Below are 25,183 nucleotides of genomic sequence, written 5' to 3'. Positions count from 1 at the left end.
GGCCTGCTGGCGAGCGGAGCGTCTTCACCCCGGCACAGCGGCGATCCGGCGAGTTTGGCCGGCCGTGATGCCGGCCGATTGCAGGCGGCGGATGATTCGCGTTGACGCCATGCCGCGCAACGACGCTGAAGCTATGCATCGATCCAGGGGGGCGGTTCGGCGCGCATGCGCCCGCTATCCGGCCGGGCGCGCGCGGATTGCCGGGTGATGTTCGCGCCGCGCCGCCCGCGAGGCAGCGGCCGTTCAGCATCAACGACGTTCGACGAATATGTCGCGGTAGCTGCCGTAGATAGCCAGCAGCGGCAGTGCCGTGACGAGCGGCGTTGCAACGAGCGCGCGCAACATCGCGCTCATCGCCGGCAGCAGCGCGGCGGCGCAAACGAATGCAAGCACGCAGACTAGCGCGATCCGCCAATTGAGTGCGGCGGCCTTCAGGCTTGCCGCCATTGCTTCGAGTGGCGAGGCATCGTGCAATACCACGAGCGCGGGCGCGAACCCACTCGCGGCGAGCGCGATAATCAGCGCCGGCACGCCGGGCGCAATCCCGGTCATGCCGTGCGGTGCGTGCGCGAATGCGCGCACGTCGTTCGACGCGGCAATCGACTGCAAGATGTCTCGCATGCCGATGGCGAACACATAGGCTATCGCCCAGTACGCAAGCATCGCGAATGCCACGACGAGCAGCGCGTCGCGCCGCGCGAGCGCGATCGACTTGATTTCGCTGAACGTGGCGGTGCGCCCGGATTGCGCGCGATGCTGCGCGGCAATCAGGATGCCGACCGCATACGGCACCAGCAACAGTGCGAGCGGGCTCAGCAGCGGGGCGAGTTGCGCGAACGTTGCGATGTCCGCGCACAGCAGCATGACGCTCAGCCACAGCAGCGGTTGTGCGCAGGCGGCCTGCCAGCCGTGCGCAAGCCAGCCGCCGATGCGGGCGATGCGGACCATGCGACCGTCCGGATGCGACAGCGCAGCAAGCGGCGAGGGGCGGGCGTTCCGGTGAACGAGTCTTAAATATTCGGTGCTCATGTTGGTCTCCTTGCTTGAGGCGAAGCGAAGATAGGCTCAGGCTAGGCGCGCCGGCCGCTCAAGCCGATGCGTCGCGCCCCAGGCTGGCGGAAATCGCGCCGATCTGCCGCCTGACGTAGCGGGCGAGCGCGCGCCACGTGATACGGGTAAGCCATATGCAGAACAACAGGCCGGCGATACCGATCGGCAGCATCGCGAGCGACGCGCGCGACGAGTAGCCGGAAAGCGCGTTGATGTCCGACGCGACGATGTGCACATGCTGGTTCGCCGTGTCGATCGCAATCTGTCCGTTCTCGATCGCGACCGATGCCGGTCCGTCATGAACGGCCGCGCCGGTGGTTTTACCGTGCTCGTCCTCGGTGAAGCTCGCCGTCTTGCCGTCGTCGCCGGCAATGCTCCAAATGGTCGATGGATTGTCGCGGCCGGTGCGCGCAAGCGATACGCGGTCGCCGTCGTCGGTGTGAAGCTCGAGTGAGATGACGTCGCGGCGCGCGATCGTGAACGCGGTGTCGCCATCGGGCGTGAGCAGCTTGCGCGCGGCTTCGCTCGGCGTGTCGATCACGGGCTTGTCGTCCTGTACGCGCAGGACGATCGGGCCTGCGGATGTCACGATCGAGATGCGCGTGCCGTCGTCGAGCATTAGCCGGTAGCGATCGCCGACTACCTTCAGCGCGTCGATGTCGTCGAGCGTCAGCGTGCCGTGGCGGGCGTCGCGATGCTTGGCATCGCCGGCACTGCCGTCGAACAAATGAATGCTGAACGGTGCCGTCTCGGCCGGCTTGCCGAGCAGCGCGTGGCTGCCGAACAGCGCGAGCGCGACTAGCCCGGTAACCGTGAGCGCGCCCGAAGCGATATAGCCGGCCGTGAGCACCAGCATGTAGAGCATGAACGGCACGAGCAGCACCAGATGCAGCAGGCCGAGCCCGGCGATCGAGCCGACGACTCGCATCAAGTTGCCGAACGAGCGGCGTTTTTCCCAGCGCCGGTAATTCGCCTGTGCTTTCAGCTCGCGCGCGAGCCTGGCCGGATCGCCGAGCGCGGCGATCACGTCTTCTTCATTGCGCCCGGCCGCGATTGCATCGCCGATGTATTCCCGATAATCGGCGACGATCTCGTCGACCGCCTCTTTGGGCAGACTGCGCAGTTCGTGCCGCAATTGCTGAATGAACGCATCCTGTTTCATCTTGGCTCCTTATCGTCCGCTGTCGGGCCGGGCAAGCCCAATACGCCGTTGACTTCGTCGACGAAGCTGCGCCATTCGTCTTCCATCTCACGCAGCGCGCGCCGTCCTTCGGCCGTGACCGAGTAGTACTTTCGGGGCGGCCCCGAATTCGATTCGACGAGGTAGGTTGACACCCACGATTCGCCCTGCAAGCGCCGCATCAGCGGGTAGATCGTGCCTTCGCTAATTTCCATCGTGGCCGACAGCGTCGATACCAATTCATATGCATAGCTGTCGCCGCGTGCGAGCACCGCGAGAACGCACATGTCGAGCGTGCCTTTCTTCAGTTGGGTCTTCATGCCGATCGGTTTAACCTGCGTTGCAAGGTATTGTGTAAAGCATGATACTGCGTGACAGCACAGACCTTGGAAAACGTGGTTGCACTATAGCAGCCACTATTGTTCTATGCAAGGTACCGTTTTATACAAGCCTTTTCGATACGATGCGAGGCGACGAAGGGCGGGCCGGACGCATGCGCGGGGCCCGCCTGGGCGGCCGTCAGGCGGCCGTCATTCGCTGCTGGTCCATTCGACGTTTGCGCCGACGGAGCGCAGGTTCTCGACAAAATGCGGGTGCGCGCGGCGAATCGGCTGGGCGTTGAGGATTTCCGAGCGTCCGTCGATACTCGATGCGACCATCAGCAGCGCGATCGCGACGCGGATGATGTACGGGCTCTCGACTCGTGCCGGGCCGAGCGGCAGTCCGCCGAACGTGATCAGGCGGTGCGGATCGGACTGGAACACATGCGCGCCGAATTTCGACAGCTCCCCCGTCCAGCCCATCGCGCCGTCGTAGATCTTGTTCCAGAACATCACGCTGCCCTGCGCCTGTACGCCGAGTGCGACGAAGATCGGCAGCAGGTCGACGGGCAGGTACGGCCACGGCGCCGCTTCGACTTTCGTCAGAATGTTGCGGGTAAACGGTTGCTTGACCTTCAGCGGGCCGTCGCGCAGCGCATGCGACCAGCCGTTCTCGTGTTTGACTTGCACGCCGAACTTCGCGAAGGTCCGGTCGATTAGCGGAAACTGCTCGGGGGAGCCGTTGCGCACCGCGATGTCGCCGCCCGTGATCGCGCCGAGCGCAAGGAAGGTGGCGATTTCGTGGAAATCCTCGGCGAAGCGGTGCTCGCCGCCACTGAGCGGGCGGCCGCCCTGCACGCTGAGGTGCGATGTGCCGATGCCGTCGATCGGCACGCCGAGCATCGCGAGAAACCGGCAGAACTCCTGCACGTGCGGCTCAGAGGCGGCGTTGACGAGCGTCGACACGCCGCAGGCCGATGCCGCGCACAGCACGAAGTTCTCGGTGGTCGTCACGGAGGCGTAGTCGAGCCAGTGATGATTCGGCGTGAGCGGGCCGTCGGCGCGCACGATCAGCGAATCGGCGGTGCGCTCGATGCGCGCGCCGAAGCGCTCGAACACTTCGACGTGCGGATCGATTTCGCGCACGCCGAGCGTGCAGCCCTTGACGTCGTTTTCGAGCCGCGCGACGCCGAAGCGCGCGACGAGCGGCGGCACCAGCATGATCGACGAGCGCATCTCTTCGGGCAGCCGGTGCACGGTTGGATCGAACCGCGTTTCGCGATGGTGCAGATCGAGTACGCCCGTTGCATAGTCGATCGATACGTCGCTGCCCAGCGTGCGGAAGATCTCGAGAATCTTGCGGACGTCGGTGATGTCCGGCACGCCGACCAGCCTGAGCGGCTGATCGGTGAGGAGCGTCGCGCATAGGATGGGCAAAACGGCATTCTTGTTGGCGGACGGGGTGATTTCCCCACGAAGCGGGGCGCCGCCGTGGACGATCAGATTCGACATAACTGAGTGCAGGTGGGTAATGACGCGCAAGGTCGTTATCATGCCATCGTTCCGCCGGACTTTCGCGCTTTCGTTGCACGGCGAAGGCGAGGCCGCGTTCGCATCGCAAGCCTATCGCGCGCGTCACCGGGGCCGCGCGAAGCGGGACGATTATTGGCGCGCGCGGCCGCCGATCGTGCCCTTTCAAGCGAGGCGGCACATGTCAGCCGAAAAGCCCTCTTTTACGAAGGCGGCTGCACTTGCCGCGCGGTACGCTGCCCAATGGCCTGCGCGCGGCTCATCGTGCATGGTTGCCATTGCCGCTGGCGTCTGCAGGAGACGGGCGTGTGGTTCGCGCTGCGCGGGAGCGCGGGGCCGGCGCGCTCGTCATGGCCGGGCGATTTCCGGGCGTCGAGCGGCGCAAGCGCGTGTACGAGCAGGGGCGGCAATGGAAGGATGTGAGGGAGCGGCGTAGAGGCCGCTGCGGGAGAAAGCGCGCAATCCATCCGCGGCTTCCCGTCGGTCGACACGCCGGCGCGTGTTGCGGTACGCCCGCGCCGGCGCGTGGTCGATGCCGGCGTGAGCCGGCATCTCAAGCATTACAGACAGCTGTTGATGTCGCTTGTGGCTGCGCCGTCGGCCGAGCCGCTGCCGCTGCGAAAGCCAACCCAGGTCTTCGCGTTGCTGGCGAATGCCGGGCGCACAACGGCGGCTGCGCCATTCGGCGGTTGCTGACCCGGAACGTACACGTCCGTTGCCAGACCGTTCGCGAGTTCATACTGTGAGACGACCTGCTGCTGCGCCTTGTCGGCCCAGGTCTTCGCAATGCAGGTTGCGACTTCTTCGGCCGGCTTCTGGCTTTGTCCGACGTTTTGAACGTCGGCGGCCGGCGCAGCAATGGCGGAAGTTGCCGCAATCAACGCGATCAGCGGTAAGTATTTCATGTTATCTCCTTCTGGTCGTGATTCACGATTCGGTTCTTAACGGGTACTGCGATGAAATGGAGTGCGCAATCGCGCCAATGTTCCGTCGATTCGGAAACAAGTTGTTAAGGCGCTTGCCAAACGATGAAATTTGGCTCTGCGAAGCGAAGGAAACGAAGAGGAATCGGGAGGGCAGAAGGAATGAAAGATGCGATCGAAACCGTCAGCCTACGCCACGGCTCTGATGGCCGCTTGGCGTAGGGTTCGTGCTAACGGTGGCCCCGTCGCTGTTTGAGTTCATCATCGCAAAGTGACGGCGCAATGTCTGTTAAGCACTTTCAAATCGATCGTCCGAATTGTCATAGATTGTTCAGGGTGCCTTATTTGTTTGACGGTCGATGCAGGCTTCCTTACACTGACTAAACGTTCAGATCACGGGCTTACGTTTTGAACAGCGATAGTCGTATTCGCAAGGTTTTCCCGCCTGACATGCAGAACGCCTGCCGGTTTCCCGCTCCATCATTCCAGCCGCCGTTCCGCTAGTAGGCGAACGGCGCGCGTCGTGGCATTGCGCTACGCGTTTCAATGCTTCCGCGCTTCGTGTTGATTGGCCTGTGCGGCATCGGTCATGCCGATGCTGCGCGGACCTTGCCGCACCGCGCATGTTGCGACGGTGCGGGGTTGATGCATGCGCGAGCATGCGACGAAGGAGGATCAATGCCCGACGACAGTGACCCTTACCCTTTATGCCGACACCCCGACGCTTTTCATGGTCGGTTCGTGTGACAAACCGTTTCGCACGCCGCCTTCTCGGCCTGCCTGAGATACTGCGCTGCTTGTCCCGGTTCGTTGCACGAGCACTTCACTTCAACGCAATGAACCAGGACATACACCATGCATTTCGCACTTCTCGTTTCCGATTTGCCCCACCTGAATGAATCGCGGGCGTATTACGATGCGCTGCTTTCCCCCGATATCCGCGAGCCGAAAAAGCGGGGTTGGCTCGGCGCCTGCAAACGCTTGTTCGGCGCGCTGTTTCGATAACGCATTCGCCGCTGGGGGGCAGTTGAGTCGCCGGCGCCCGAATGGGGCGCCGGCGACTTTTTGGTTGACGGCGGCCGTGGCCGCCGCCGCTCGGGCGCTCACTGCGAATCGTTCGAAGGCCGTGACGAGCCTCGGATAATTCCAGTCCGGCGGCGGGCCAACGGAGCGCTCTGCCATATTGCGGGGCGAGGGCGGGCGCTTGGTCGTCATGTCCGTCAGGCTGACGAATCACGCGCTCGATAAGCGATCGGCAGCGCGCGCTCCGATGCATCGGCGTACAATGCGCCGCATCCGATTCTGACGAATTTAAAATAATTGCCGTCCGCGATGCCCGCCTTCAGCTTGCCCAATGGCCCGCGCATCCGTTCGGCCGATTATCGGTCAGCGTATCGACCCAGGGCCGCATTCAGCGGCATGCGCCAACCATTGTCGCCGCCGGCCACCGTTTCCCCGCTACTCGTCATACCCATCCAATGGACATGCTCGAAAACATGCGCCTGTTCGTGCGCGTCGTCGAAGCAGGCAGTTTCACCGCCGTCGCCCGCGAAATCGATGCGACTACGGCCCAGGTTTCGCGCGCCGTGTCGAATCTCGAAGCGCACGTACAAACGCGTTTGCTGCACCGGACGACCCGCCATCTCGGGCTGACCGAAAGCGGGCAGCGTTATTTCGAACGCACGAAATCGATTCTCGCCGAGATCGATCACGCGAACGCGGAGGCGCGCAACGCGCTGCTGCGACCGACCGGCAAGCTGCGGATTCACGCGATGACGGGGCTCGGACAAACCCACGTGGTGGCGTCGACCGTGCGTTATCAGGAGGACAATCCGGACGTGTCGGTCGAGCTGACGCTCGCGCAGCGGGTGCCGAATCTGATCGAGGAGGGGTACGACGTGTCGATCGTGTCGGCCGCTCATCTGCCCGATTCGGGCTATGTCGCGCAGACTTGCGGGGCGAGTTGCAGCGTGCTCGTCGCATCGCGCGAGTATCTTGAGCGGCGCGGCGCGCCCAAGACGCCCGACGAGCTTGCCAGGCACACCTGTCTGCGGCTCGATACGCCTGCGTCGCCGGGCGGTACGTGGCGCCTCGAAGGCGACGATGGCGAGGTGACGACCTACGATCTGCCGCCTGCGACGTTCCAGGTGAACGTGCCGGATGCAATGCGCGCGGTGCTGCGCGCGGGGCGCGGCATCGGCTCGATTTCACTGTACACCGCGCTCGATGATCTTCGCGACGGGCGGCTCGTGCGCGTGCTGCCGAACTATAGGCTCGATACGCTGAGCGTCTATGCGGTATACGCGACGCGCCGCTATCTCGACGCGAAAATCCGCACGTTCCTCGATCATCTGCGCACGACGCTCACGCCGATGCTCGAAAACGATCTGGCGGAACTCGACCGGATGAGCGCGGCGGCGAAGCGGGGCGCGCGGGTCAAGCGCGAAATCGTGTAGCGCGCGTTTCGGCGTGAGCGGTTGCGTCGCGCGCTGCAAGCCGGGCGAGCCCGCCGCCGCGCGGCGGCGGGTAGTGCGATGCGCGGCGCGGTTGCGTCAGTGCGTGATCGACAGGAACAGATACGCGGCAAACAGCGACAGGTGCACGACGCCATGCAGCATGGTCGTGCGCCCGGTGCTCAGCGTGAGTGTGCTGACGAGCAGCGTGAGCGACAGCAGCACGGTTTCCATCGCGCCAATGCCGAGCGTGAGCGGCGCGCCCGTCCAGATGAACACGGCGGCGACGGTCGGGATCGTGAGCCCGATGCTCGCGAGTGCCGAGCCGAGCGCAAGATTCATGCTGGTTTGCAGCCGGTTCGCGCGCGCGGCGCCGACGGCGGCAAGCCCTTCCGGCAGCAGCACGAGCGCGGCGATCACGATGCCGACTGCCGCTTCCGGCGCGCCGAGCCGCATCACTGTGCGCTCGACCGCCGGCGACAGCAGCTTCGCGAGCAGTACGACCGCGACGAGGCTCAACAACAGGAATACGATGCTGACGAGCGCGGTGCGGCCGGATGGCGGCACCGCGTGAACGGATTCGTCGGTGCTGTCGCTGATCAGAAAATAGTCGCGGTGGCGGACCGTCTGAACGAACACGAACATTCCGTAAAGCACCAGCGACGACACGCCCGCGAACGCGAGCTGCGACGTCGAGAAATGCGGGCCGGGCGCGGCGCTCAGATAGTTGGGCATCACGAGCGAGAGTACCGACAGCGACGCCAGCACCGCGAGCGCCTTGGCCGCGCCGCGCCCCTGGAAGTCCTGCTCGCCGTGCTTCCAGCCTCCGACGAGCAGGCACAGCCCGACGATCCCGTTGCTGACGATCATCACCGCGGCGTAGACCGTATCGCGCGCGAGCCCGGATTTTTCCGGGCCGCCCGACAGCATCACCGATACGATCAGCGCGACCTCGATCACCGTCACGGCGATCGCGAGCACGAGCGTGCCAAACGGCTCGCCGACCCGGTGCGCGACGACTTCGGCGTGATGGACTGCGGCGAACACGGCGCCCGCGAGCGCTGCGGCCACGAATGCAATGGCGAAACCCTCGGCGGGCATGACGCGCGACAGCGCGAGTACGAGCCAGGCGGCAAGCGGTGCGGCGAGTGTCCAGCGCGCGAGAGTGGGCGATGAAGCCGGCATATGATGTCCTCGATCGAAGCGGGAAGCGGGCGCAAGCGGGGCATTCTAGCAGGCGGGCCGGCACCGCCATATCGGAGCGCAACGATCGGCGTGCCGCGTCGCGCATGGGTCGGGCGGTCACCGTCGACGCGTTCCGCTGGCCGATCTGGTACGCCGCGCCGGGCCGAGTGGCAGGGGCGTGCCCGCGACGCGGCCGTGGATGACGCCTGCTTCGGCCGTGTCCGATCCGATGCGCGCGGCGCATCGGCATGATCCGGTCGGGCGTTGTGGCGGCCGACGTTGCCGCGCGCAGGGCAGCGATCTCATGCGCCGCCGCCTGCGGTTCGGCGACGTTCGACGCTTGGCGGGAGCATGGACGGCGCGCTGTGCCGAGATGCCCGGTATCCGTCGCGCGGGAGAGGGGCTTTATCGAATCGTTTGGTGAGCTCGGGCTCGCACAAGCCGGTTGGTGTCAGCGTGATTGCGCGAGCGCCGGGAATTGCGTGAATCCATCCGTCGGTACCGATGGGATGGTCGCGTCAAAGGGGGCGCACACTCGTTTCGGCAGACGGATAAACGCTGGGGCCGTTTTGCAGCGCGTGCCCATCGCGGCGGCGAACGTGCTGGCAGACCAACCGGCGGCGGTCTTGAGCATATGATCGGCCGAAGCCGCAGTATCTCCGCGTCCCGATGCGCTTTGGGCGGCGATCAGGTTGAGTCCCGCGAAGCCGTCGCATGCCGCGCTGACCAGCTGGCAGCCTCGGGAGAGCCAGGTTCGATTTTTATCGAACAGCGCGTGGATGCCTTTCGCAATCGCACTGAGTGCCCATAATCCGCCGCTGAGCCGGGACGTATCGTTCGCCGTATCCGGGCGCAGAGTCGATGCGGCCGACGCGGCGGCGGCCAGCGTGGCCAACCCGTCCGATGCGTGCGCGCTGTAATTGGCGAGCTTTTCCGTGGTGCGCCGGGGCGCGTGCGATGGCGTTTGCGCCAGCCGTTGGCCGAGGTTGATGGCCGAGCCCGCGGCCCAAGGCAGGTCGGAGCTGATCAGATTGACGCCGGCGGGCAAGCCGCTGCCCGTGGAATGATTTTTCACTGCGTTGATGGCGTGTGTCGTCGATGCCAACGCATCGAGCATGATCGGCGCGGCGCGGCGCAGTTGAGAGGACCAGCCGGACGTGGCGCTGCGCGGCGGTAGCCCGTCACGAAGCCCGGAAGAGGCGGGGGCAGGCGCCGCAACGCCTGTCGATGGCTTGCGGCTTTTCAGGTTTGAATGAGCATGGGGCTCGGCATTGGCCGCATGGAATGAAAACGAAGGCGTCAGTTCGTTTACGCTGGGGTTGACCATGATTTACCACCTGTCGAATTCGATGACCTAAAGTGGCCAATCTAGTGGAAATCAGCAGCGCGCCGGGCAATGGCGCCGAAATGGCCTGCACGACGGCGAAAGCCCGGCACGGCTCGGCCGCAGGCGGCGTCAAGCCGCCGCGGCGAGCATCGGATAGGTGAACAGTCCGAAATGAACGACGTTCAGGCCGATATGCGCAAGTATCGCGGCCCGCAGTCCACTCGCGCGATAGGCGAGCCCGTAGCCCACGCCTGCCGCAGCGGAGAGCACGATCCATTGCCAGCCGCCGGCGGCATGCGCCGCGCCGAACAGCAGCGCGGCGATCGCGAGCGCCCACACGTGGCCGCCGCGCACGCGATTCGCCAACAGCCGGCTCAGGCCGCCTTGCAGATAGCCGCGAAACAGCGCTTCCTCGGCGAAGCAGACGAGCAGCAGATTATTCGCGAACCATAGCCAGCCCGATGTCGGCCATTTCGGCGACCAGCCGACGAGGCCGACGCCGAGCGCAAACACGAGGCAGGCCGCGGACGTCGCGACCGCCGCGCCGATGCCGACGCGCCATGTGCGTGCGCAGCGTTCGTCTGATCTCAGCCACGGCAGCACCCACAGCAGCCAAAAGCCGACGAGCGGTTTGTCGAGATTCAGATACATCGAGAACGGCACGGCGTCCGGCGTGAAACGGACCGGATCGATGACGCGTGGATTATGGAAGCCGGGCAGCCAGTGCAGCATCAGCGCGACAGCGAGCACGGCGAACAGTGCGTGGCCTGCATAGCGCACCGGTAGACTGCGCTCGGGGGCGACCGCGTAGGCAGCGGCCATGAGTAACGCGATGGGCGCGAGCGCGACGGGTGCCAGCATACCGGTTGCGAGCGCGCCTGCATAAGCCAGTGCGCCGAGACCGATGCTGGCCGAGCGTAGCTTCGGCCCAAGCCAAACGGCCGCGAACGCGGCGGCAAACAGTGCGGCCCACACAGCCGCGAACCAGAAGGGGTTGCCAGTCATCAAGTGATCGTAAGTTTTATGAAAGGCCGCACATCATACCGTCTTCGCGCTTCGCGGGCTCATGCATGGGATTCGGCAGCAGTTCCGGCACCATGCGGTGCACGCGCGGACCCGCGGCTGGCGCAAGGCCGCGGGCCGCTTCGGTGCGCGGCCCGCTCGCGGCTCTAGATCGTGGGCTTTATCCCGATGACGAACTCGAACGACGCAACGCCGTCGACGCCTCCCGTCACGCGGTCGCCGGGTTGCAGCGCGCCGACGCCGGCCGGCGTGCCGCTGAAGATCAAATCGCCCGGCCGAAGTTCGACGGCGTGCGACGCATAGCTGACGATGTCGGCGACGGGCCAGATCATCTCGGCGAGATCGCCTTGCTGGCGCGTGTCGCCGTTGACGGCAAGCCAGATGCGGCCGCGCTGCGGATGGCCGATCGACGCGGCGGGATAGAGCGCCGATACGGGGCCCGACGCGTCGAAGCCCTTCGCCCAGTCCCACGGCCGCGCCAGCTTCTTGGCTTGTGCCTGCAAGTCGCGACGCGTCAGATCGACGCCTGCGCCGTAGCCCCACACATGCTCGAGCGCCGTATCCGCTGCAATCGCGCGGCCGGCCCGGCCGATCGCGATTACGAGCTCGATCTCATGATGCAAATCCGACGTGAGCGGCGGATAGGGAACCGTGCCGCTTGCCGCGACGATCGCGTCGGCTGGCTTCGCGAAAAAGAACGGCGGCTCGCGGGACGGATCGGCGCCCATCTCGCGGGCGTGGTCCGCGTAGTTGCGGCCGACGCAGAACACGCGGCGCACTGGAAAGCGGGCGTCGGTCCCGCCGATTTCGACGCAAGGGGTGGCAGGCGGCGTGAAAACGTATTCGGTCATGGTGGGGTTTCGCAAAGGGGCGATGAAAGTGACGATAAAAGGACGCATTACCGCTGGTGCTGCAGGCAGGCGATGTGTCGCATGTCGACGGTAGCAGCGCGAAGCGGGCGCGGATGCGACGGATGTATCGTCTTCATGGACAAAACTACGCGTGCGGTGTTGCGTTTTTCGATGTGTGTTGGATGAGCGGATCGCACGGGCGGTGGGTTGGCGCAGGCGAGGTGCTCGGGATGTCTGAACATATCGGAGTGTTTGACGCATTGGAATCGCCCGGATGATGCGACGTGTCTGACGGCGGCGACGCGTGTCGGCACTCCGGCGCACTGGGTGGGCACGCGTTGTCCGTGTGGTCCGACGCGTTTGAGCGGGGCGGTGTGCGCGAACGATGCGGCATGCCCGGCGCGGGCGACGGAGCCGAACGATTCGGGCTGCTCGATAATGACGATGTACGCGGCTGGTGCGATGCGCCGGACGCACGCGCATCGCCCGACATAGTCGCGGCAGCGTCAGCCGCGCACCGCGTGCTGTCCGTTGCATTCGCGTCCCGGTAAGCTTTCGGCGATATCCCGACGCATGCGCGAAAGCGCCTCGAAAAATAACCTTCGTCGCGAAACCCGACCGCATGCGCGATATCGGCGATCCGGCGCGTCGTGTGCGCGAGCAACGATTGCGCGAGCGCGATTCGCCGTTCGGTGACGAGATCGGTGAAGGTGCGCCCGGTTTCCTTGCGGATCAGGTGGGCGAGATAGTTCGGTGTCAGGAATGCCGCGCGCGCGGTGCCGGCGAGCGTGAGCCGATCGTCCGTCAGATGGGTGCGCACGTGCCGCAACGCCCGTGCCAGCGCATCGCGGCGGCCCGTGTGTGGCGCGTCCTCGTGCGTGAGTCTTAAGAGTGCGTCTGCATACTGCGCGCAGACGAGCCCGATCAGTTGCAGCAAATAGCCGCGCAACAGCGGCACCGAGCCGAACGTGCGCGTGCGATCGGCTTCCAGCATGCGGTGCGCGAGTTGGCGCGCATGGTCGAACGCGGTGCCCGTCAGAATGAAATCGATGAATTCCTGCAGCCGGAACGGCGCAAGCTCCGGCGTGTGTTGCAGGGGAAGGCTGTCGAGATCGAGCGGATCGATATCGAGATCGGCACGCAGGAAGGGCAGCGAAAAATTGATCACGACGAAATGCGCGCCCGGCGGATGCGCAATCAGATGCTCGCGATACGGCGGCACGAACGCAAGTGCGCCGCGTGGAAACGGCCGTGTGGCGTCGCCGATCCGGTGCTCGGTGTCGCCGCCGAGATTGAACTGGATTTGGAAATAGGCATGCCGATGCGGCTCGGCGATGGCCCGGCGGCCGGTTTCGTCGCGAATATAGAAATCGAGACGGTCGCTTCGCTCGGACATTCCATAGGTGCGCGGCTGGGTGATGGCGGGCATGGGCGCTCAGGCGATTGGACGAGGGGCAAGTCGGGTGGGCGGGGGCACGGATGCGTGCCGGGATCGTCGGATTGTCGCTAAAAATAGGCGGTTCCGGGGAAGGCGGCGCGTTGTTTTCCGCGTTTTCGGGCCGCCGGAAAAAAAAGCGTGCGGCGCAGGCACGGGCTGGTCTCGTGACATGATTGCGATTTCTTATATAATAATCATTCTCATTTACATTTAATATCCCGGCGCGACGCCGGCATCGTGTCCATGGCAGCCAACCCTTTGCAACTGCAGCATGAAATCGCCGCGCTCTACACCGGTCATCGCGGCTGGCTGCACGGCTGGCTGACGAAAAAGCTCGGCTGTAGCGAGCGGGCCGCCGATCTCGTCCACGATACGTTCATGCGCTTGCTCGCGCGCACGGAGCCGATTAATGCGCTCGAACCGCGTGCATTTTTGACGACGGTTGCGCAGCGCGTGCTGTTCAATTATTGGCGGCGCGAGCGGCTCGAGCGCGCGTATCTCGATGCACTTGCGCAATGGCCGCAGGACGTGGCGCCGTCGCCGCAGACGCGGGCGATCCTGTTCGAAACGCTCGTCGAGATCGACCGGATGCTTGACGCACTGCCCGCGGCCGTCCGGCAAGCGTTTCTGCTCGCACAACTCGACGGCATGACGCATGCACAGATCGCGGCCGAATTGAGCGTGTCGCTTGCGACGGTCAAGCGCTACCTCGTCAAGGCCGGTGCGCAGTGCTATTTCGCGGTTGCCGCATGAGCGGGCCGCCCGCCGTACCCGCGCATGTAGCGCGACGCGCGGTCGAATGGTGGGTCGAACTCGGCTCGGGCCGCGTGACCGATGCGATGCGCGCGGATTTTGCACGCTGGCGTGAGCAGGACCCTGTGCACGATGCCGCGTGGCGGCATATCGAGGCGGTCAATGGGCGGCTCGATCGCGTCGCCAGCGGATTGAATGCACAGGCCGTGCGTGCCGCGCTGCTGTCGCCGCCCGCGCAGGCGCGGCGCCGTAGAGCCGCGAAAACGCTGCTCGCGCTGTCGGTCGCGGGCGGTGCGGCTTGGATGGCCGACAGCTACGCGCCGTGGCGCGTGTGGGTGGCGGACGTGCGCACTGCCGTCGGCGAGCGGCGCACGCTTCGTCTTGCCGATGGCACGATCGTCGTCGTCAATACGGATAGCGCGATCGACATTCGTTTCGACGACGCGATGCGCCGCGTGCAACTGGTGCGCGGCGAGATCATGGTGACGAGCGGCCATGACGGCGCCGACGGCGTGCACCTTTCGCCGCGTCCGCTGGTGATTGCGACCGCGCACGGTGACGTGCGCCCGGTCGGCACGCGCTTCGCGGTGCGCGAGCGGGGCGCGACGACGCGCGTCGACGTATTCGAAGGTACGGTGCGAATCGCGCCGGCGCGATTCGCCGGCATGGGCCCGGTGATCGTCGCCGGCCAGCGTGCGGATTTCACGCGCGACGCGCTCGCACGCCCGGCTCAGCCGATCGGCCCGGATGCCGCCGCGTGGGTGAACGGTATGCTCGTCGCGTCGAATCTACGTCTTGCCGATTTGCTCGCCGAGATCGGTCGCTACTATCGCGGGCATGTGCGCTGCGACAGCGCGGTCGCGGAGCTGCGCGTGTCGGGCACGTATCCGCTCGATGATCCCGATCGCATCCTCGCGACGCTGCGTGCGACGTTGCCGATCGATCTCGATTATTTAACCCGCTATTGGGTGACGGTCGTGCCTGCTCGGGGTTAGGCGGCGAGATGCGTTGACCGACGCGCGCCGGAGATGGGCCAGATACAGGTAGGTGTCAGACCGTGCCCCATCAAAAGGAGCCGTTATCGTCGCGGTGAGACGTGGCGGCATCCCCGGTTACGTGTGCGGTTGTTAATGTTTGATATATCCCGGGGCTGAGAGGATCGGTAATATGCCCGCCGGATGTTTCAGGCGCGCGGCTGTCTTGCCCGTTTCACGCAAAGATTACCTGTATCCTTCCCGTATCATTTCCGTCTCGGTCGAGGCTGATTTCCACGATTTGCCTTGCCGCAACAGCATTTCTACCGCCGTTTGAAATGAAAATTCATTTTCCAAAATGAAAAATTTGATTGGTGGTGGCCACCGGCTCTGTGTAAATTTGAACAAGCTTTAGTGCGCCTGTTGATCCAGAGAGGCAATTTGATATACCGGTTTCTTTGGTGCCGCATATGACATGGATTTTCAGCGGAAGGAGATATTTATTTCCGGTGGATCTGGTGTCTACGGCTCTAACGGTAGCCTCGTTTCGGCGGTTATCGATCTGTTGGTATATGACATTGATGCTGGTTATTTTTCCTGATTCGAATGTGCGAGAAATTTTCCATTCGATTTTAAAGGCGCATGAAAGATCGTCTTGAGTAATATAAAAGATTTTTATGAGTCTTTTTGACAATTCGAATTCCATTGGTCCTGAATCGGAAGCGCATGCGGCACTAATGCGTTCGACGTGAACGGAAGCTGGAGAGGGGTTGTTCCAAATTACTTGATATTGATAGGGTGCGGCGTGGGCCGAATTTAGTGTTCCTGCCATCAACGCCGAAAGCATCCATTTGCTGACGTGCGGTGTGGAGATCTTATTCATGTTTTGACCTTGAATCTTGAAAATTGAAGGTGCCTGGCGATGGTTCTTGGTTTTCTCGCACCGCTTTCGCGATAATTTTCGAGTGCATTGGGCGGTTCGATAAATAAATCACAGTAAAAATTATTGCTGAGTGAGATTTGGGCCTATTTTGTTGTGAGTGAAATTGATTTTTTGATAAATGTGCAGTGTAGCTGACGGGGTGATTTTTTGCTTAAAATAAATGTCATTAATAAATTTATGAGCTGTGATAATAATTGTCCTTTGGGGTTGCCGTAATTTCAATGTCTCGATGTGGTTTGTTCAATAGTAAATTTGCTTCAATATTTTTCAAGCTTGTTTTTAGAGTAAGAGGTCTATTAATGCGTGTAATCGGATTTCTGAAATATATGGACTATATTTCTTTGGCTATAACAATGAAATATATGTGCGAAATATTGATGGATAGCTTGTTCTGCCTTATGGGTGTCTGTCGATCAAGTGCCGAGGCCGAAATGACATCATTGAGATTTTAATAAATGGATAATCTTCTCTGAAATTTCGGCTTCCAGTGTGACCCTGAACCGGAATTAGTCCCGATCGGAAGTGGAGATTTCCGGCCGAAAACAGGTATACGCGGCGGAGTGCAAAACGACGGCCGTAACGACGAGGACAAACGCGTGAGCGTGAGGGTTCTCGTTTCAGGGCTTGTATGAACAGACGCTGCGCAACTGAGGAGGCCGGCCGAAGGGTGCCGACACGAAGCCGGAGCAAGCGTGCCTTCGCGCTTGGTGCCGAAGACAAGCGGCTGCAGGCAGCGCCCGACTGAGCTGTTTTCGATTTTCGCGTGACATGGGAAGCGAAGGCTGCATTTCACTCATCGTCAACGAGTCATCGATCATGGATTCATTCTGCAATCGCAACCGGCGGCGCGGTGCCGAGCTCGCGAGCCTGTCACGCTCGCCGGCCGGCCGTGTCGCGCATGCTGGTACGCTTGACTGCCGTCGCGCGGCGCAGGTCGGCGCGGCGGCGCTTACGCCGCGCCGCGCTGTCGCGAATCTGGCTGCCGCCATGCTGTTCTCGGCGCTGGCCGCGTCCGCCGCGACCCATGCGGCCGCGGCGGAGCCGCCGGCCGAGTCGTCGCGCGTCTACGATATTCCGGCCGGCCCGCTCGAAGCGGCGCTGAACCGCTTCGGCAGTGAGGCGGGCATCCTGCTGTCGTTTCCCGGCGAGTTGGTTTCGGGGCTGCATAGCCCGGGCCTGCGCGGCCGCGCGAATACCTGGTCAGCGTTTGACCGGCTGCTGACGGGCACCGGCCTCGTTGCCGTGAAGCAGCCGGGCGGCGGCTACACGCTCGAAAAGCTGCCCGGCGCGGCGGCCTCGCCGTCGGCAGGGGGACTGGCGACCGACACAACGCTGCCGACCGTCTCGGTGCGCGGCAGCCAGCCGCATGCCGACAGCTACCGGCCGCCGCGCGAGGCGGCCGGGCTGCGCAGCGACGTGCCGCTCGCCGACGTGCCGCAGGCCGTCAATATCGTGCCGCAGCAGGTGCTGCGCGACCAGCGCCCGCGCAATCTCGACGATGCGCTCGCGAACGTCAGCGGCATCACGCAGGGCAATACGCTCGGCAGCACGCAGGACACGGTGATGAAGCGCGGTTTCGGCGACAACCGCGACGGCTCGGTGATGCGCAACGGGATGCCGATCGTTCAGGGCCGCTCGCTGAATGCGACGGCGGACAGCGTTGAGGTGCTGAAAGGCCCGGCATCGCTGCTGTACGGGATCATGGACCCCGGCGGCGTGATCAACGTCGTCACCAAGCAGCCGCAGCTCGCGCGCCGTCACGCAGTCTGGGCCGGCGGCTCGACATACGGGCACGGCAAAAACGGCGGCGAGATCGGGCTCGACTCGACCGGCGCACTCGGTGACTCGAAGCTTGCGTACCGGCTGATCGTCGATCAGACCGACGAGTTGTACTGGCGCAACTATGGCGAGCATCGCGAAACGCTCGTCGCGCCTTCGCTCGCCTGGTACGGGCGCGATACGCAGGTCGTGCTGTCATATGAGTACCGGAGATTTCTGATGCCGTTTGACCGCGGCACGGCGCTCGATCCGCGGACCAACGCGCCGCTGGCGATTTCCAGCCGCACCCGGCTAGACGAGCCGTTCAACGATATGCGCGGCGAATCGAATTTGGCGCAGCTCACGGTCGATCACCAGCTCGCCCCGGACTGGAACGCGCATTTCGGATACAGCTACAACCGGGAAGTCTATGACGCCAATCAGATCCGCGTGACCGGAGTGGACCCCGTCAAAGGCACGCTGACGCGCAGCAACGATGCGACGCACGGCGCGCGCAGCGTCGACAGCTATGCGATCGCGTATGTGGATGGGCATTTGACGCTCGCCGGTATGCGACACGACGTGCAGATCGGCGTCGATAGCGAATACCGGCGGATCTATCGCGCCGATCTGCTGCGCCAGCCGATCCAGACACCGTTCAATTACCGCGATCCGGTCTATGGGCGGATTTCGCCGTCGAGCCAGGTGTCCGCATCGGACAGCGATCAGACCGATACACTGCACGACCAGTCGCTGTTTTTTCAGGACAGCGTGCATCTGACCGACAAGTGGATCGTCGTCGTCGGCGCGCGTTTTTTGCGCTACAACCAGGTCGCGGGGCGCGGCCGGCCATTCAACGCGAACACCGACATTTCCGGCACGAAATGGCTGCCGCGGGCAGGCGTCGTCTATAAGTGGAGCGACGCGCTGTCGCTGTACGGCAGCTATACGCAATCGCTGAAGCCCACGTCGAAGATCGCGCCGATGGCGGGCGGCTATGTGATCGGCGCGTCGACGCCGCCTGAGCAGGGCACGTCGTGGGAGCTTGGCGCGAAGCTCGACATGAAGAACGGCATGGCCGGCACGCTGGCGCTATTCGACATCGACAAGAAGAACGTACTCGTTTCGCAATTCAACGACGCGACCGGGCAGACCGACTGGCGCGCGTCGGGCCGCGCGCGCTCGCGCGGCGTCGAGCTGGACGTGTCGGGGCAACTCGGCGCGCGCTGGAACGTGATGGCGAGCTACGCGTATCTCGATGCGAAGACGACGGAAGATCCTCTCTATGCCGGCAACCGGCTATGGAACGTCGCGCGGCATACCGCGTCGATTACGGCGGCCTACGACGTGGGCACGGTGTTCGGCGGGGACGATCTGCGTCTGGGCGCGTCCGGCCGCTACGTCGGCGCCCGGCCGGGCGATTCGGCCAACAGCTTCACGCTGCCCGCCTATGCGACCGCCGACGCGTTTGCGACCTACGACACGCGCATCGGCAAGCAGAAGCTCCAGCTCCAGCTCAACGTGAAGAATCTGTTCAACCGCACCTACTATCCGTCGAGCGTGAACCGATATTTCGTGTCGATCGGCGATGCACGGCAGGTGTCGCTGCTGACGACGTTGGAATTTTGAGCGCGGCTTCGTATCGCCGGCGGATTTATTTCGCGATCCCAATCGATCAATGGCGCGGCGGGTTACGAACGAGCCGCGCGCAGAACAGAGGCAATTCATGAAAAACCGATTCGATCCTCGGAAGAAGGCACGCCGCACGCTGCTGCGTGCGCTGTCGTGCGCGGTGCTTACATGCGCGGTTGCCGCGCCGGGCGGGGCGCGCGCAGCTTCGGCGGCCGCAACCGCGTTGGCTGGAGCGCATTGCGCCGCGCCGGGCGCGGGCAAGCGGGTGACGATGCTCGTGCAGCTCGCCGGGCCCAATCTCGCGACCGATCAGCGCGTGAAAACGCATCTGGAGGCGCGCGGCTATAACGTGCGCCTGGTGGACGAGGCGCAACCCGTCGACGCAGCCGCCGACGCCGATCTCGTGATCATCTCGTCGACGGTGTCGAGCAAACGGGTCGGCAGCGGCTGGCGCACGCTCGCCAAGCCGCTGCTGACGTGGGAAAACGACATGCTCGACAGCCTCGCGATGACGGGCAAGCGACACGATATCGATTTCGGCGCGACAGCCAACGAGCGTTATCTGTGGCTCGTCAACGCGCCGCATCCGATTGCGGCAGGGCTGCCCGCGGGCAAGATCAACGTCTACGGCAAGCGGATGCCGATGAGCTGGGGCAAGCCGGGGCTCGGCGCGACGATCATCGCGACGGTCTACGGCGAGCCGGGCAAGGCCGCGATTTTTGCATACGAGAAGGGCGCGACGATGGACTACGAGTCACTCGCTCCCGAGCGCCGCGTGATGTTTCTGCTGGATAACGACACGTTCGGCAATTTGTCGCCGGAGGGTGTCGCGCTGTTCGATGCCGCGCTCGATTGGGCGGCGAGCGCGCGCTGCTTGATGGAGTGATTCAGCGCTCGGCGGCGTTGGCGGCGATACGGAAAACAGTCGCGCACGCCACTCCGCTTATAAGGTTCGGCGCTTGGATTGAGCTTTCGCGAAATTTTGCGAAAGCGGCACGCAGGTCATCGCCGCGAAGCGGCGCCAGCTTCGTGGTTTGACCGGTACACGGCGCGATGCACGAGCGTTGTTCGACGTGCTTGCCTGCCAGCACGCGGCGCTTGCAGGCAGGCCAATTCCGCGCCGCTGCCGTCCCGGTCACGCCGCTTGCCGCACGTGCCGCCCGCGGCCGAATGCCGAACCCAACGCAAGCACCGCGAATACGAGCACACCGGTTGCGACCTGCTGCCAATAAAAATTCCAGCCGATCAGCAGCAGCCCATTTGCGACAAAGCTCATCAGCAGCACGCCGACCATCGTGCCAGCGACATTCGGCCGATGCGTCGCGGACAATGTCGCGCCGATGAAGCTCGCGCCGATCGCATTCAACAGATATGCATTGCCTGCCTGCGGTGCATACGATTTGACCGTCGACGACAACACGAGCCCCGCAGTCCCATAGATCAGTGCGCTCACGACGAATACGCCGGCCGTCAGGGCACCGATGCGCAATCCTGAATAGCGGGCGACGCCAGGGTGTGCGCCAAGCGTGCGCGCCTGGCGGCCGAACGTCGAGCGTTCGAGCACAAGATGGAGCGCGATCGCAAGCGCCGCGACGATCCACAGCGGCAGCGCGACGCCGGCGAACGCGCCGTGCGCGAGCGCGTCGAACGCGCTCGGCGGCGCGGCGCTCAACAGGTAGATCGGTTGCCCTCCGCCGGTCGCGAGCTGCTGAATCGTCTGGCCGATGAACAGCGTGCCGAGCGTGGCAAGAAACGGCGCGATGCCGAGGCGGGTGACGAGCAGCGCATTGAGCGTGCCGACGGCGAGCGCCGCACCCAGCCCGGCGAACGCGGCGCTCGTGAAACCGGCATGATGCGCGAGCGCCGATACGCACACGAGGCTTGCCACGTCGACCGCCGTGCCGAGCGATAGATCGATCGCGCCGATCGACAACGCGAGCGTCATGCCGAGCGCGGCGATCGCCAGCAATGCGAAATGATTGACGAGCACCCGCTCGACGTTCGCGAGTGTCGCGAATCCGGGCGCCGCGACTGCGAAGAAGACGAGCACCGCGGCGAGTGCGCCGACGGCGGCGAAGCGCTGCAGGCGATCGGCGAGGTCATGCATCGAATGGTCCCTCCGAATGGCGCCGACGCAGCAACGCGACGGCCGCGACGACGCAAAGAATCAGCGCGCCTTCGATGCCGCTGACCCAGTAACTCGAGACGTTGTTCAACTGAAAGCCGTTCGCGAGCATGCCGACGAACAGCACCGCGGCAAGCGTGCCGGGGATCGTCGGCACGAGCCGGCGCGAGAACACGACGCCGAGCAGTACCGCCGCGACGACCGGCAGCAGATTATCGCCTGCGCCGGGGGCGCTGCCGCTCAGCAGCGCGCACGATGCCAGCGCGGCGAATGCGGCCGACAAGCCGCTGGCCAGATAGCTCGATGCCACGTAGCGATCGACGTCGACACCCACGGCGAGTGCTGCCGTGCGGTGCGTGCCGACCGCATGGAGCGTCAATCCGTAACGCGTTCGATGGATGAGAACGGCGAGCGCCGCCGCGCCGGCCATCAGCACATATGCGAGCCACGGCAGGTCAAACGGACCGTTGCCGAGCAGCGCGGCCGCCAGCGGGCTCGTGCTTGGAACCGGCGTGTTTTCGGTCAGAACGAGTTCGAGGCCCGCGCAGATGTTCATGGTCGTCAGCGTCGCGAGCAGCGGCAGGATGCGTAACGATGTGACCGCCCAGGCGTTCAATGCGCCGATCGCCACGCCGGCCGCGCAGGTGGCGGCGAATGCGGCGGCGTCGCCGTAACCGTTGCGCGTGAGCACGGCGAATACGGCCGCGCACCAGCCGAAATTCGCGGCGATCGACAGATCCAGGCCGCCTTTGATCGCATCCGCGCCGCCGCCGATCATCACGATCGTCAGCCCAAATGCAAGCAATCCGGTCACGGCGCTTTGCTGCAACACATTGCCAAGGTTCGCGACGCTCAGGAACAACGGCGAGCTGGCGGTCAAGCCGGCGAAAACCAGTATGAGCGTCAGCCACGCGGCGCCTTGCAACGCGAAGCGGCGGCCCAGGCGGCGATGGCTACGGCGGGGCGCGGCGGCGCGGGACGAGCCGAGCTTGAATGCGCCGCTCATGCCGTTGCACCGCTGGCTGGGGGCGCGGCATCCGAGTGCTGCACCGCTTGCGCCGCCGTTTGCGCGGCTTCATCCGGCCTGCTGCCGGCATCGCGGCGCTCGCCTCGCGCCAGCGTTGCCCATCCGAGTATGTCCTGCGTGGTCGTTTGTAACGACGCGCGCTCGGCAACGATCTGGCCGCGCGCCATCACATAAACGCGATCGGTTACGTCGAGCAACTCGGTCAGATCGGTCGTGAACAGCAGCACCGCCGCGCCCGCACGAGCGAGTTCGTCGATCAGCCGGTAGATCTGCGCTTTCGCGCCGACGTCCACGCCAAGCGTCGGCTCGTCGAGCAGATAGACCGACGAGGCGCGGCCGAGCCATTTCGCGAGCGCGACTTTTTGCTGGTTGCCGCCGGACAGAAAGCGGGCCGGCCAATCGGCGCGAGCCGGACGGATGTCGAGCCGGCGGATCAACGTCTGCGCTACCTGGGCGGCGCGGCGCTCGCGCACGAAGCCGAAACGCGACACGCGCGGCAGGCTGGCGAGCACGATGTTTTCGCGAACCGGCAGCGTGCCCGCGACACCGTGCGCGATGCGGTTCTCCGGCACGAGCGCGATGCCGTGCGCGAGCGCGTCGTGCGGCCGGCGCAGCTTCGCGGGCCGGCCGTCGACCGCGAGTTCGCCGCGCACGCCGCGCTCGAGGCCGAACAGCGCGCGGATCACTTCCTTGCCGCCGGAGCCCAGCACGCCGGTCAGCCCGACGACTTCGCCGCGATGCACGGTGAAAGACAGGGGGCCGAAGCGACCGGGCAGCGTCAGCCCGCGTGCGTCGAGCGCGAGCCCGCTCGGCACGCGCGGCGCGATTGGCTTGCTGGCTGCATCGTGGCGTCGAACGGGGGCTGCCGATGGTGTGCCGAGCATCGCGGCGACAAGTGCGTCGTGCGAGATGGCGCGTGCGTCGAGATGCGCGACGTCGACCCCGTCGCGCAATACGCTCACGTGATCGCAAATGCGGGGGATCTCGTTGAGATAATGCGACACGTAAAGAATCGTGAGGCCGTCGTCGCGCAGCCGCTCGATTGTTTTCAGCAGCCGGTCGATTTCGCCCGATACGAGCGCGGCAGTGGGTTCGTCGAACACGAGAATCTCGCTGCGCCGCAACAGTGCATTCGTGATCTGCACGATTTGCTGCTCGGCGACAGACAGCTCGCCGATCAGGCGATCGGGCGGCAGATCGATGCCGAACTGCTCATGTAATACCGCGCGGCTCTCGCGGCGCATTCTGCGCATGTCGAGCGGCAGCAGCCGGCTAAGCCGCGATCGGCCGCTCAGCATCGTCGGCGGGTGCGGGAAGAACAGTGCCTCGGCGACCGTGAACGTCGCGGGCAGCAACCGTTCCTGATGAATGAAACCGATGCTCGCCGCCTGCGCATGCGCACGCGCGCCACGGCGGGCCGCAAGCGGCGCGCCGCCGACGAGAATGCTGCCTTGGTCCGGCGCGTGAAGGCCGGCGAGGATTTTGATGAGCGTGGATTTGCCCGCGCCGTTCTGGCCGATCAACCCATGCACGGTGCCGCGCCGCACCGCGAGCGATACGCCGCGCAGCGCGGCTACGCCGCCGAAGCTTTTGCTGACGCGCGATACGTCGAGCGCGAGCGGAGCCGATGCCGACGTCATCGCCGGGCAGCCTCGGCGCTGGCCGGCGCCTGCCCGGACGTGCGTTGCACGGCGTTCGCATTGTCCTTGGTCACGAGCACCGACGGCACGAACGTATATGCGGGCAACGACCGGTCACCGGCAAGATAACGCGCGACGTTGCGCACGGCGGTCCGGCCGATCAGCGCCGGCTGCTGCGCGACGACGGCCGCCGCGCTCGATTTCGGATTCCTGACGAGCGTGATCGCATCGGGGCTGCCGTCGACACCATACGTGCGGATTTCATGGCGGCCTGCGGCGTCGACGGCCTGCGTCGCGCCAATCTGCGGAATGTCCCACGCGGCCCAGATCGCCGCGACCGAGCCCTTCGGATATTTCTGCAGCAACTGGCTGATCTGCGCATAGGCGTTTTGCGCGGTATTCGGGATCACGTCGCGCAACTCGGGCTCGATGATCTTCACCTTCGGATACCACTTGAGCACGGCCTTCAATTGATCGTAGCGGATCGCGCATACCGGGACGCCGTAAAAGCCGTTGAAGACGAGAATATTGCCTTCGCCGCGAATGTCGTTGACGAGTTGCAGTGCGAGCTGCGAGCCGATCACGAAGTTATCCGACGTGACGACATTCAAGCTGGACGGCGATGCAGTGTCGATCGTAAAGAGCGGAATGCCGGCCTGCCGGATTTTTTTCAGCCACGGCTCGAGCACCGAGACGGTGCCGAGCTGTTCGATGATCGCATCGGGTTTTTGCGCGATCAACGTTTGAATCTGGGCGATCTGGCGGCTGTCGTTGCGTCCCGCGTCGAGCGCGACGGGCGTGCCGCCGAGACGTTTTACCTCGTCGACCGCGCCTTGATACGCTTGCAGATCCCAATAGTGATCGGTGCCGGCGGCTGTGATGCCGATCCGTTTGCCCGCGAGCGTCAGGCGTGCGGTATCGGGGCTGTCTGGCGCGGCCGCCTGGGCAAAACTGGCGACCAGGCCGGCCGCAAGCGCGGCGGTACGCAGCAACGCGGGCAGCAGGCGGGCGAACGGCGAGGGCGGTTTGGCCATGTTTCGACGAAAATCCG

At 64.5% G+C, this 25,183-nt stretch carries 20 protein-coding genes and 2 pseudogenes; 7 read left to right on the top strand and 15 right to left on the bottom strand.

Annotated elements, in window-relative coordinates:
- Positions 1–249: 249 nt before the first annotated feature.
- The 4 genes from BSIN_RS10450 to BSIN_RS10435 all read right to left on the bottom strand — a co-directional run bounded on the left by BSIN_RS10450 (position 250) and on the right by BSIN_RS10435 (position 4,062).
- Positions 250–1,029 carry a hypothetical protein gene (locus BSIN_RS10450; RefSeq protein ID WP_143757405.1) on the bottom strand — a complete coding sequence of 260 codons (780 nt, stop codon included), beginning with the start codon at positions 1,027–1,029 and terminating at the stop codon, positions 250–252.
- A 58-nt stretch (positions 1,030–1,087) separates the two neighbouring features.
- Positions 1,088–2,212, bottom strand: coding sequence for a DUF1700 domain-containing protein (locus tag BSIN_RS10445; protein ID WP_089340431.1), 1,125 nt, complete (start codon positions 2,210–2,212; stop codon positions 1,088–1,090).
- Positions 2,209–2,550 (bottom strand): PadR family transcriptional regulator, encoded by a 342-nt coding sequence (locus tag BSIN_RS10440; protein ID WP_069235781.1) that lies wholly within the window; start codon positions 2,548–2,550, stop codon positions 2,209–2,211. Before BSIN_RS10440 ends, BSIN_RS10445 begins: the two co-directional genes overlap by 4 nt.
- A gap of 210 nt (positions 2,551–2,760) precedes the next feature.
- Positions 2,761–4,062: a UDP-N-acetylglucosamine 1-carboxyvinyltransferase gene (locus tag BSIN_RS10435; RefSeq protein WP_089340430.1), complete on the bottom strand. Its 1,302-nt coding sequence runs from the start codon at positions 4,060–4,062 to the stop codon at positions 2,761–2,763.
- Positions 4,063–4,284: 222 nt separating this feature from the next.
- Here BSIN_RS10435 and BSIN_RS26470 point away from each other — a divergent pair.
- Positions 4,285–4,401 (top strand): annotated as a pseudogene (locus BSIN_RS26470) (GFA family protein); the annotation flags it as partial.
- Between the two features lie 239 nt (positions 4,402–4,640).
- Here the strand turns inward: BSIN_RS26470 and BSIN_RS10425 are convergent.
- Positions 4,641–4,985: a hypothetical protein gene (locus tag BSIN_RS10425; RefSeq protein WP_059514357.1), complete on the bottom strand. Its 345-nt coding sequence runs from the start codon at positions 4,983–4,985 to the stop codon at positions 4,641–4,643.
- An 873-nt stretch (positions 4,986–5,858) separates the two neighbouring features.
- On the opposite strand from BSIN_RS10425, the gene BSIN_RS26195 reads away from it, so the two are divergent.
- A complete protein-coding gene (locus BSIN_RS26195; protein WP_218192413.1) occupies positions 5,859–6,008 on the top strand; it encodes a hypothetical protein in 150 nt (49 codons plus the stop codon).
- Positions 6,009–6,481: 473 nt separating this feature from the next.
- Positions 6,482–7,459 carry a LysR family transcriptional regulator gene (locus BSIN_RS10420; protein ID WP_089340428.1) on the top strand — a complete coding sequence of 326 codons (978 nt, stop codon included), beginning with the start codon at positions 6,482–6,484 and terminating at the stop codon, positions 7,457–7,459.
- Positions 7,460–7,555: 96 nt separating this feature from the next.
- On the opposite strand, the gene BSIN_RS10415 is transcribed toward BSIN_RS10420, so the two are convergent.
- The 5 genes and pseudogenes from BSIN_RS10415 to BSIN_RS10390 form a co-directional block, all read right to left on the bottom strand.
- Positions 7,556–8,641, bottom strand: coding sequence for a calcium:cation antiporter (locus BSIN_RS10415; RefSeq protein WP_089340427.1), 1,086 nt, complete (start codon positions 8,639–8,641; stop codon positions 7,556–7,558).
- A 451-nt stretch (positions 8,642–9,092) separates the two neighbouring features.
- Positions 9,093–9,968: a hypothetical protein gene (locus tag BSIN_RS10405; protein ID WP_143757404.1), complete on the bottom strand. Its 876-nt coding sequence runs from the start codon at positions 9,966–9,968 to the stop codon at positions 9,093–9,095.
- Between the two features lie 129 nt (positions 9,969–10,097).
- The gene (locus BSIN_RS10400) at positions 10,098–10,973 is read right to left on the bottom strand and encodes a CPBP family intramembrane glutamic endopeptidase (protein WP_089340424.1); all 876 of its coding nucleotides are present in this window, start codon (positions 10,971–10,973) and stop codon (positions 10,098–10,100) included.
- A gap of 164 nt (positions 10,974–11,137) precedes the next feature.
- Entirely contained in the window at positions 11,138–11,842 is a 705-nt protein-coding gene (locus tag BSIN_RS10395; RefSeq protein WP_089340423.1) for a fumarylacetoacetate hydrolase family protein, read from the bottom strand.
- Between the two features lie 531 nt (positions 11,843–12,373).
- Positions 12,374–13,238, bottom strand: a pseudogene (locus BSIN_RS10390) (helix-turn-helix transcriptional regulator); the annotation flags it as partial.
- Between the two features lie 285 nt (positions 13,239–13,523).
- On the opposite strand from BSIN_RS10390, the gene BSIN_RS10385 reads away from it, so the two are divergent.
- A complete protein-coding gene (locus BSIN_RS10385) occupies positions 13,524–14,033 on the top strand; it encodes a sigma-70 family RNA polymerase sigma factor (RefSeq protein WP_059514335.1) in 510 nt (169 codons plus the stop codon).
- On the top strand, positions 14,030–15,028 hold the full coding sequence (locus BSIN_RS10380) for a FecR domain-containing protein (RefSeq protein WP_089340422.1): 999 nt from the start codon (positions 14,030–14,032) through the stop codon (positions 15,026–15,028). Before BSIN_RS10385 ends, BSIN_RS10380 begins: the two co-directional genes overlap by 4 nt.
- A 325-nt stretch (positions 15,029–15,353) precedes the next feature.
- On the opposite strand, the gene BSIN_RS25300 is transcribed toward BSIN_RS10380, so the two are convergent.
- A complete protein-coding gene (locus BSIN_RS25300; RefSeq protein ID WP_143757403.1) occupies positions 15,354–15,890 on the bottom strand; it encodes a hypothetical protein in 537 nt (178 codons plus the stop codon).
- 828 nt (positions 15,891–16,718) lie between these two features.
- Between BSIN_RS25300 and BSIN_RS10375 the strand changes: the two genes are divergently transcribed.
- Both BSIN_RS10375 and BSIN_RS10370 read left to right on the top strand, forming a co-directional pair.
- Positions 16,719–19,337: a TonB-dependent siderophore receptor gene (locus tag BSIN_RS10375; RefSeq protein WP_143757401.1), complete on the top strand. Its 2,619-nt coding sequence runs from the start codon at positions 16,719–16,721 to the stop codon at positions 19,335–19,337.
- 97 nt (positions 19,338–19,434) lie between these two features.
- Positions 19,435–20,226: a hypothetical protein gene (locus BSIN_RS10370; RefSeq protein ID WP_089340464.1), complete on the top strand. Its 792-nt coding sequence runs from the start codon at positions 19,435–19,437 to the stop codon at positions 20,224–20,226.
- 249 nt (positions 20,227–20,475) lie between these two features.
- On the opposite strand, the gene BSIN_RS10360 is transcribed toward BSIN_RS10370, so the two are convergent.
- Genes BSIN_RS10360 through BSIN_RS10345 form a run of 4 tightly spaced genes read right to left on the bottom strand, consistent with a single transcriptional unit; the run spans position 20,476 to position 25,166 of the window.
- On the bottom strand, positions 20,476–21,447 hold the full coding sequence (locus BSIN_RS10360) for an ABC transporter permease (protein ID WP_089340420.1): 972 nt from the start codon (positions 21,445–21,447) through the stop codon (positions 20,476–20,478).
- A complete protein-coding gene (locus tag BSIN_RS10355; protein WP_089340419.1) occupies positions 21,440–22,471 on the bottom strand; it encodes an ABC transporter permease in 1,032 nt (343 codons plus the stop codon). The genes BSIN_RS10360 and BSIN_RS10355 overlap by 8 nt, the downstream gene beginning before the upstream one ends.
- Complete coding sequence (locus BSIN_RS10350; protein ID WP_089340418.1) at positions 22,468–24,132, bottom strand: sugar ABC transporter ATP-binding protein; 1,665 nt, start codon at positions 24,130–24,132, stop codon at positions 22,468–22,470. Before BSIN_RS10350 ends, BSIN_RS10355 begins: the two co-directional genes overlap by 4 nt.
- On the bottom strand, positions 24,129–25,166 hold the full coding sequence (locus BSIN_RS10345) for a sugar ABC transporter substrate-binding protein (RefSeq protein ID WP_089340417.1): 1,038 nt from the start codon (positions 25,164–25,166) through the stop codon (positions 24,129–24,131). Before BSIN_RS10345 ends, BSIN_RS10350 begins: the two co-directional genes overlap by 4 nt.
- Positions 25,167–25,183 lie beyond the last annotated feature (17 nt).

The organism is Burkholderia singularis (assembly GCF_900176645.1).
In the GTDB taxonomy this organism is placed as follows: domain Bacteria; phylum Pseudomonadota; class Gammaproteobacteria; order Burkholderiales; family Burkholderiaceae; genus Burkholderia; species Burkholderia singularis.
Note: the sequence above shows the minus strand (reverse complement) of the source record. Positions and strands in the feature narration are given on the sequence as shown.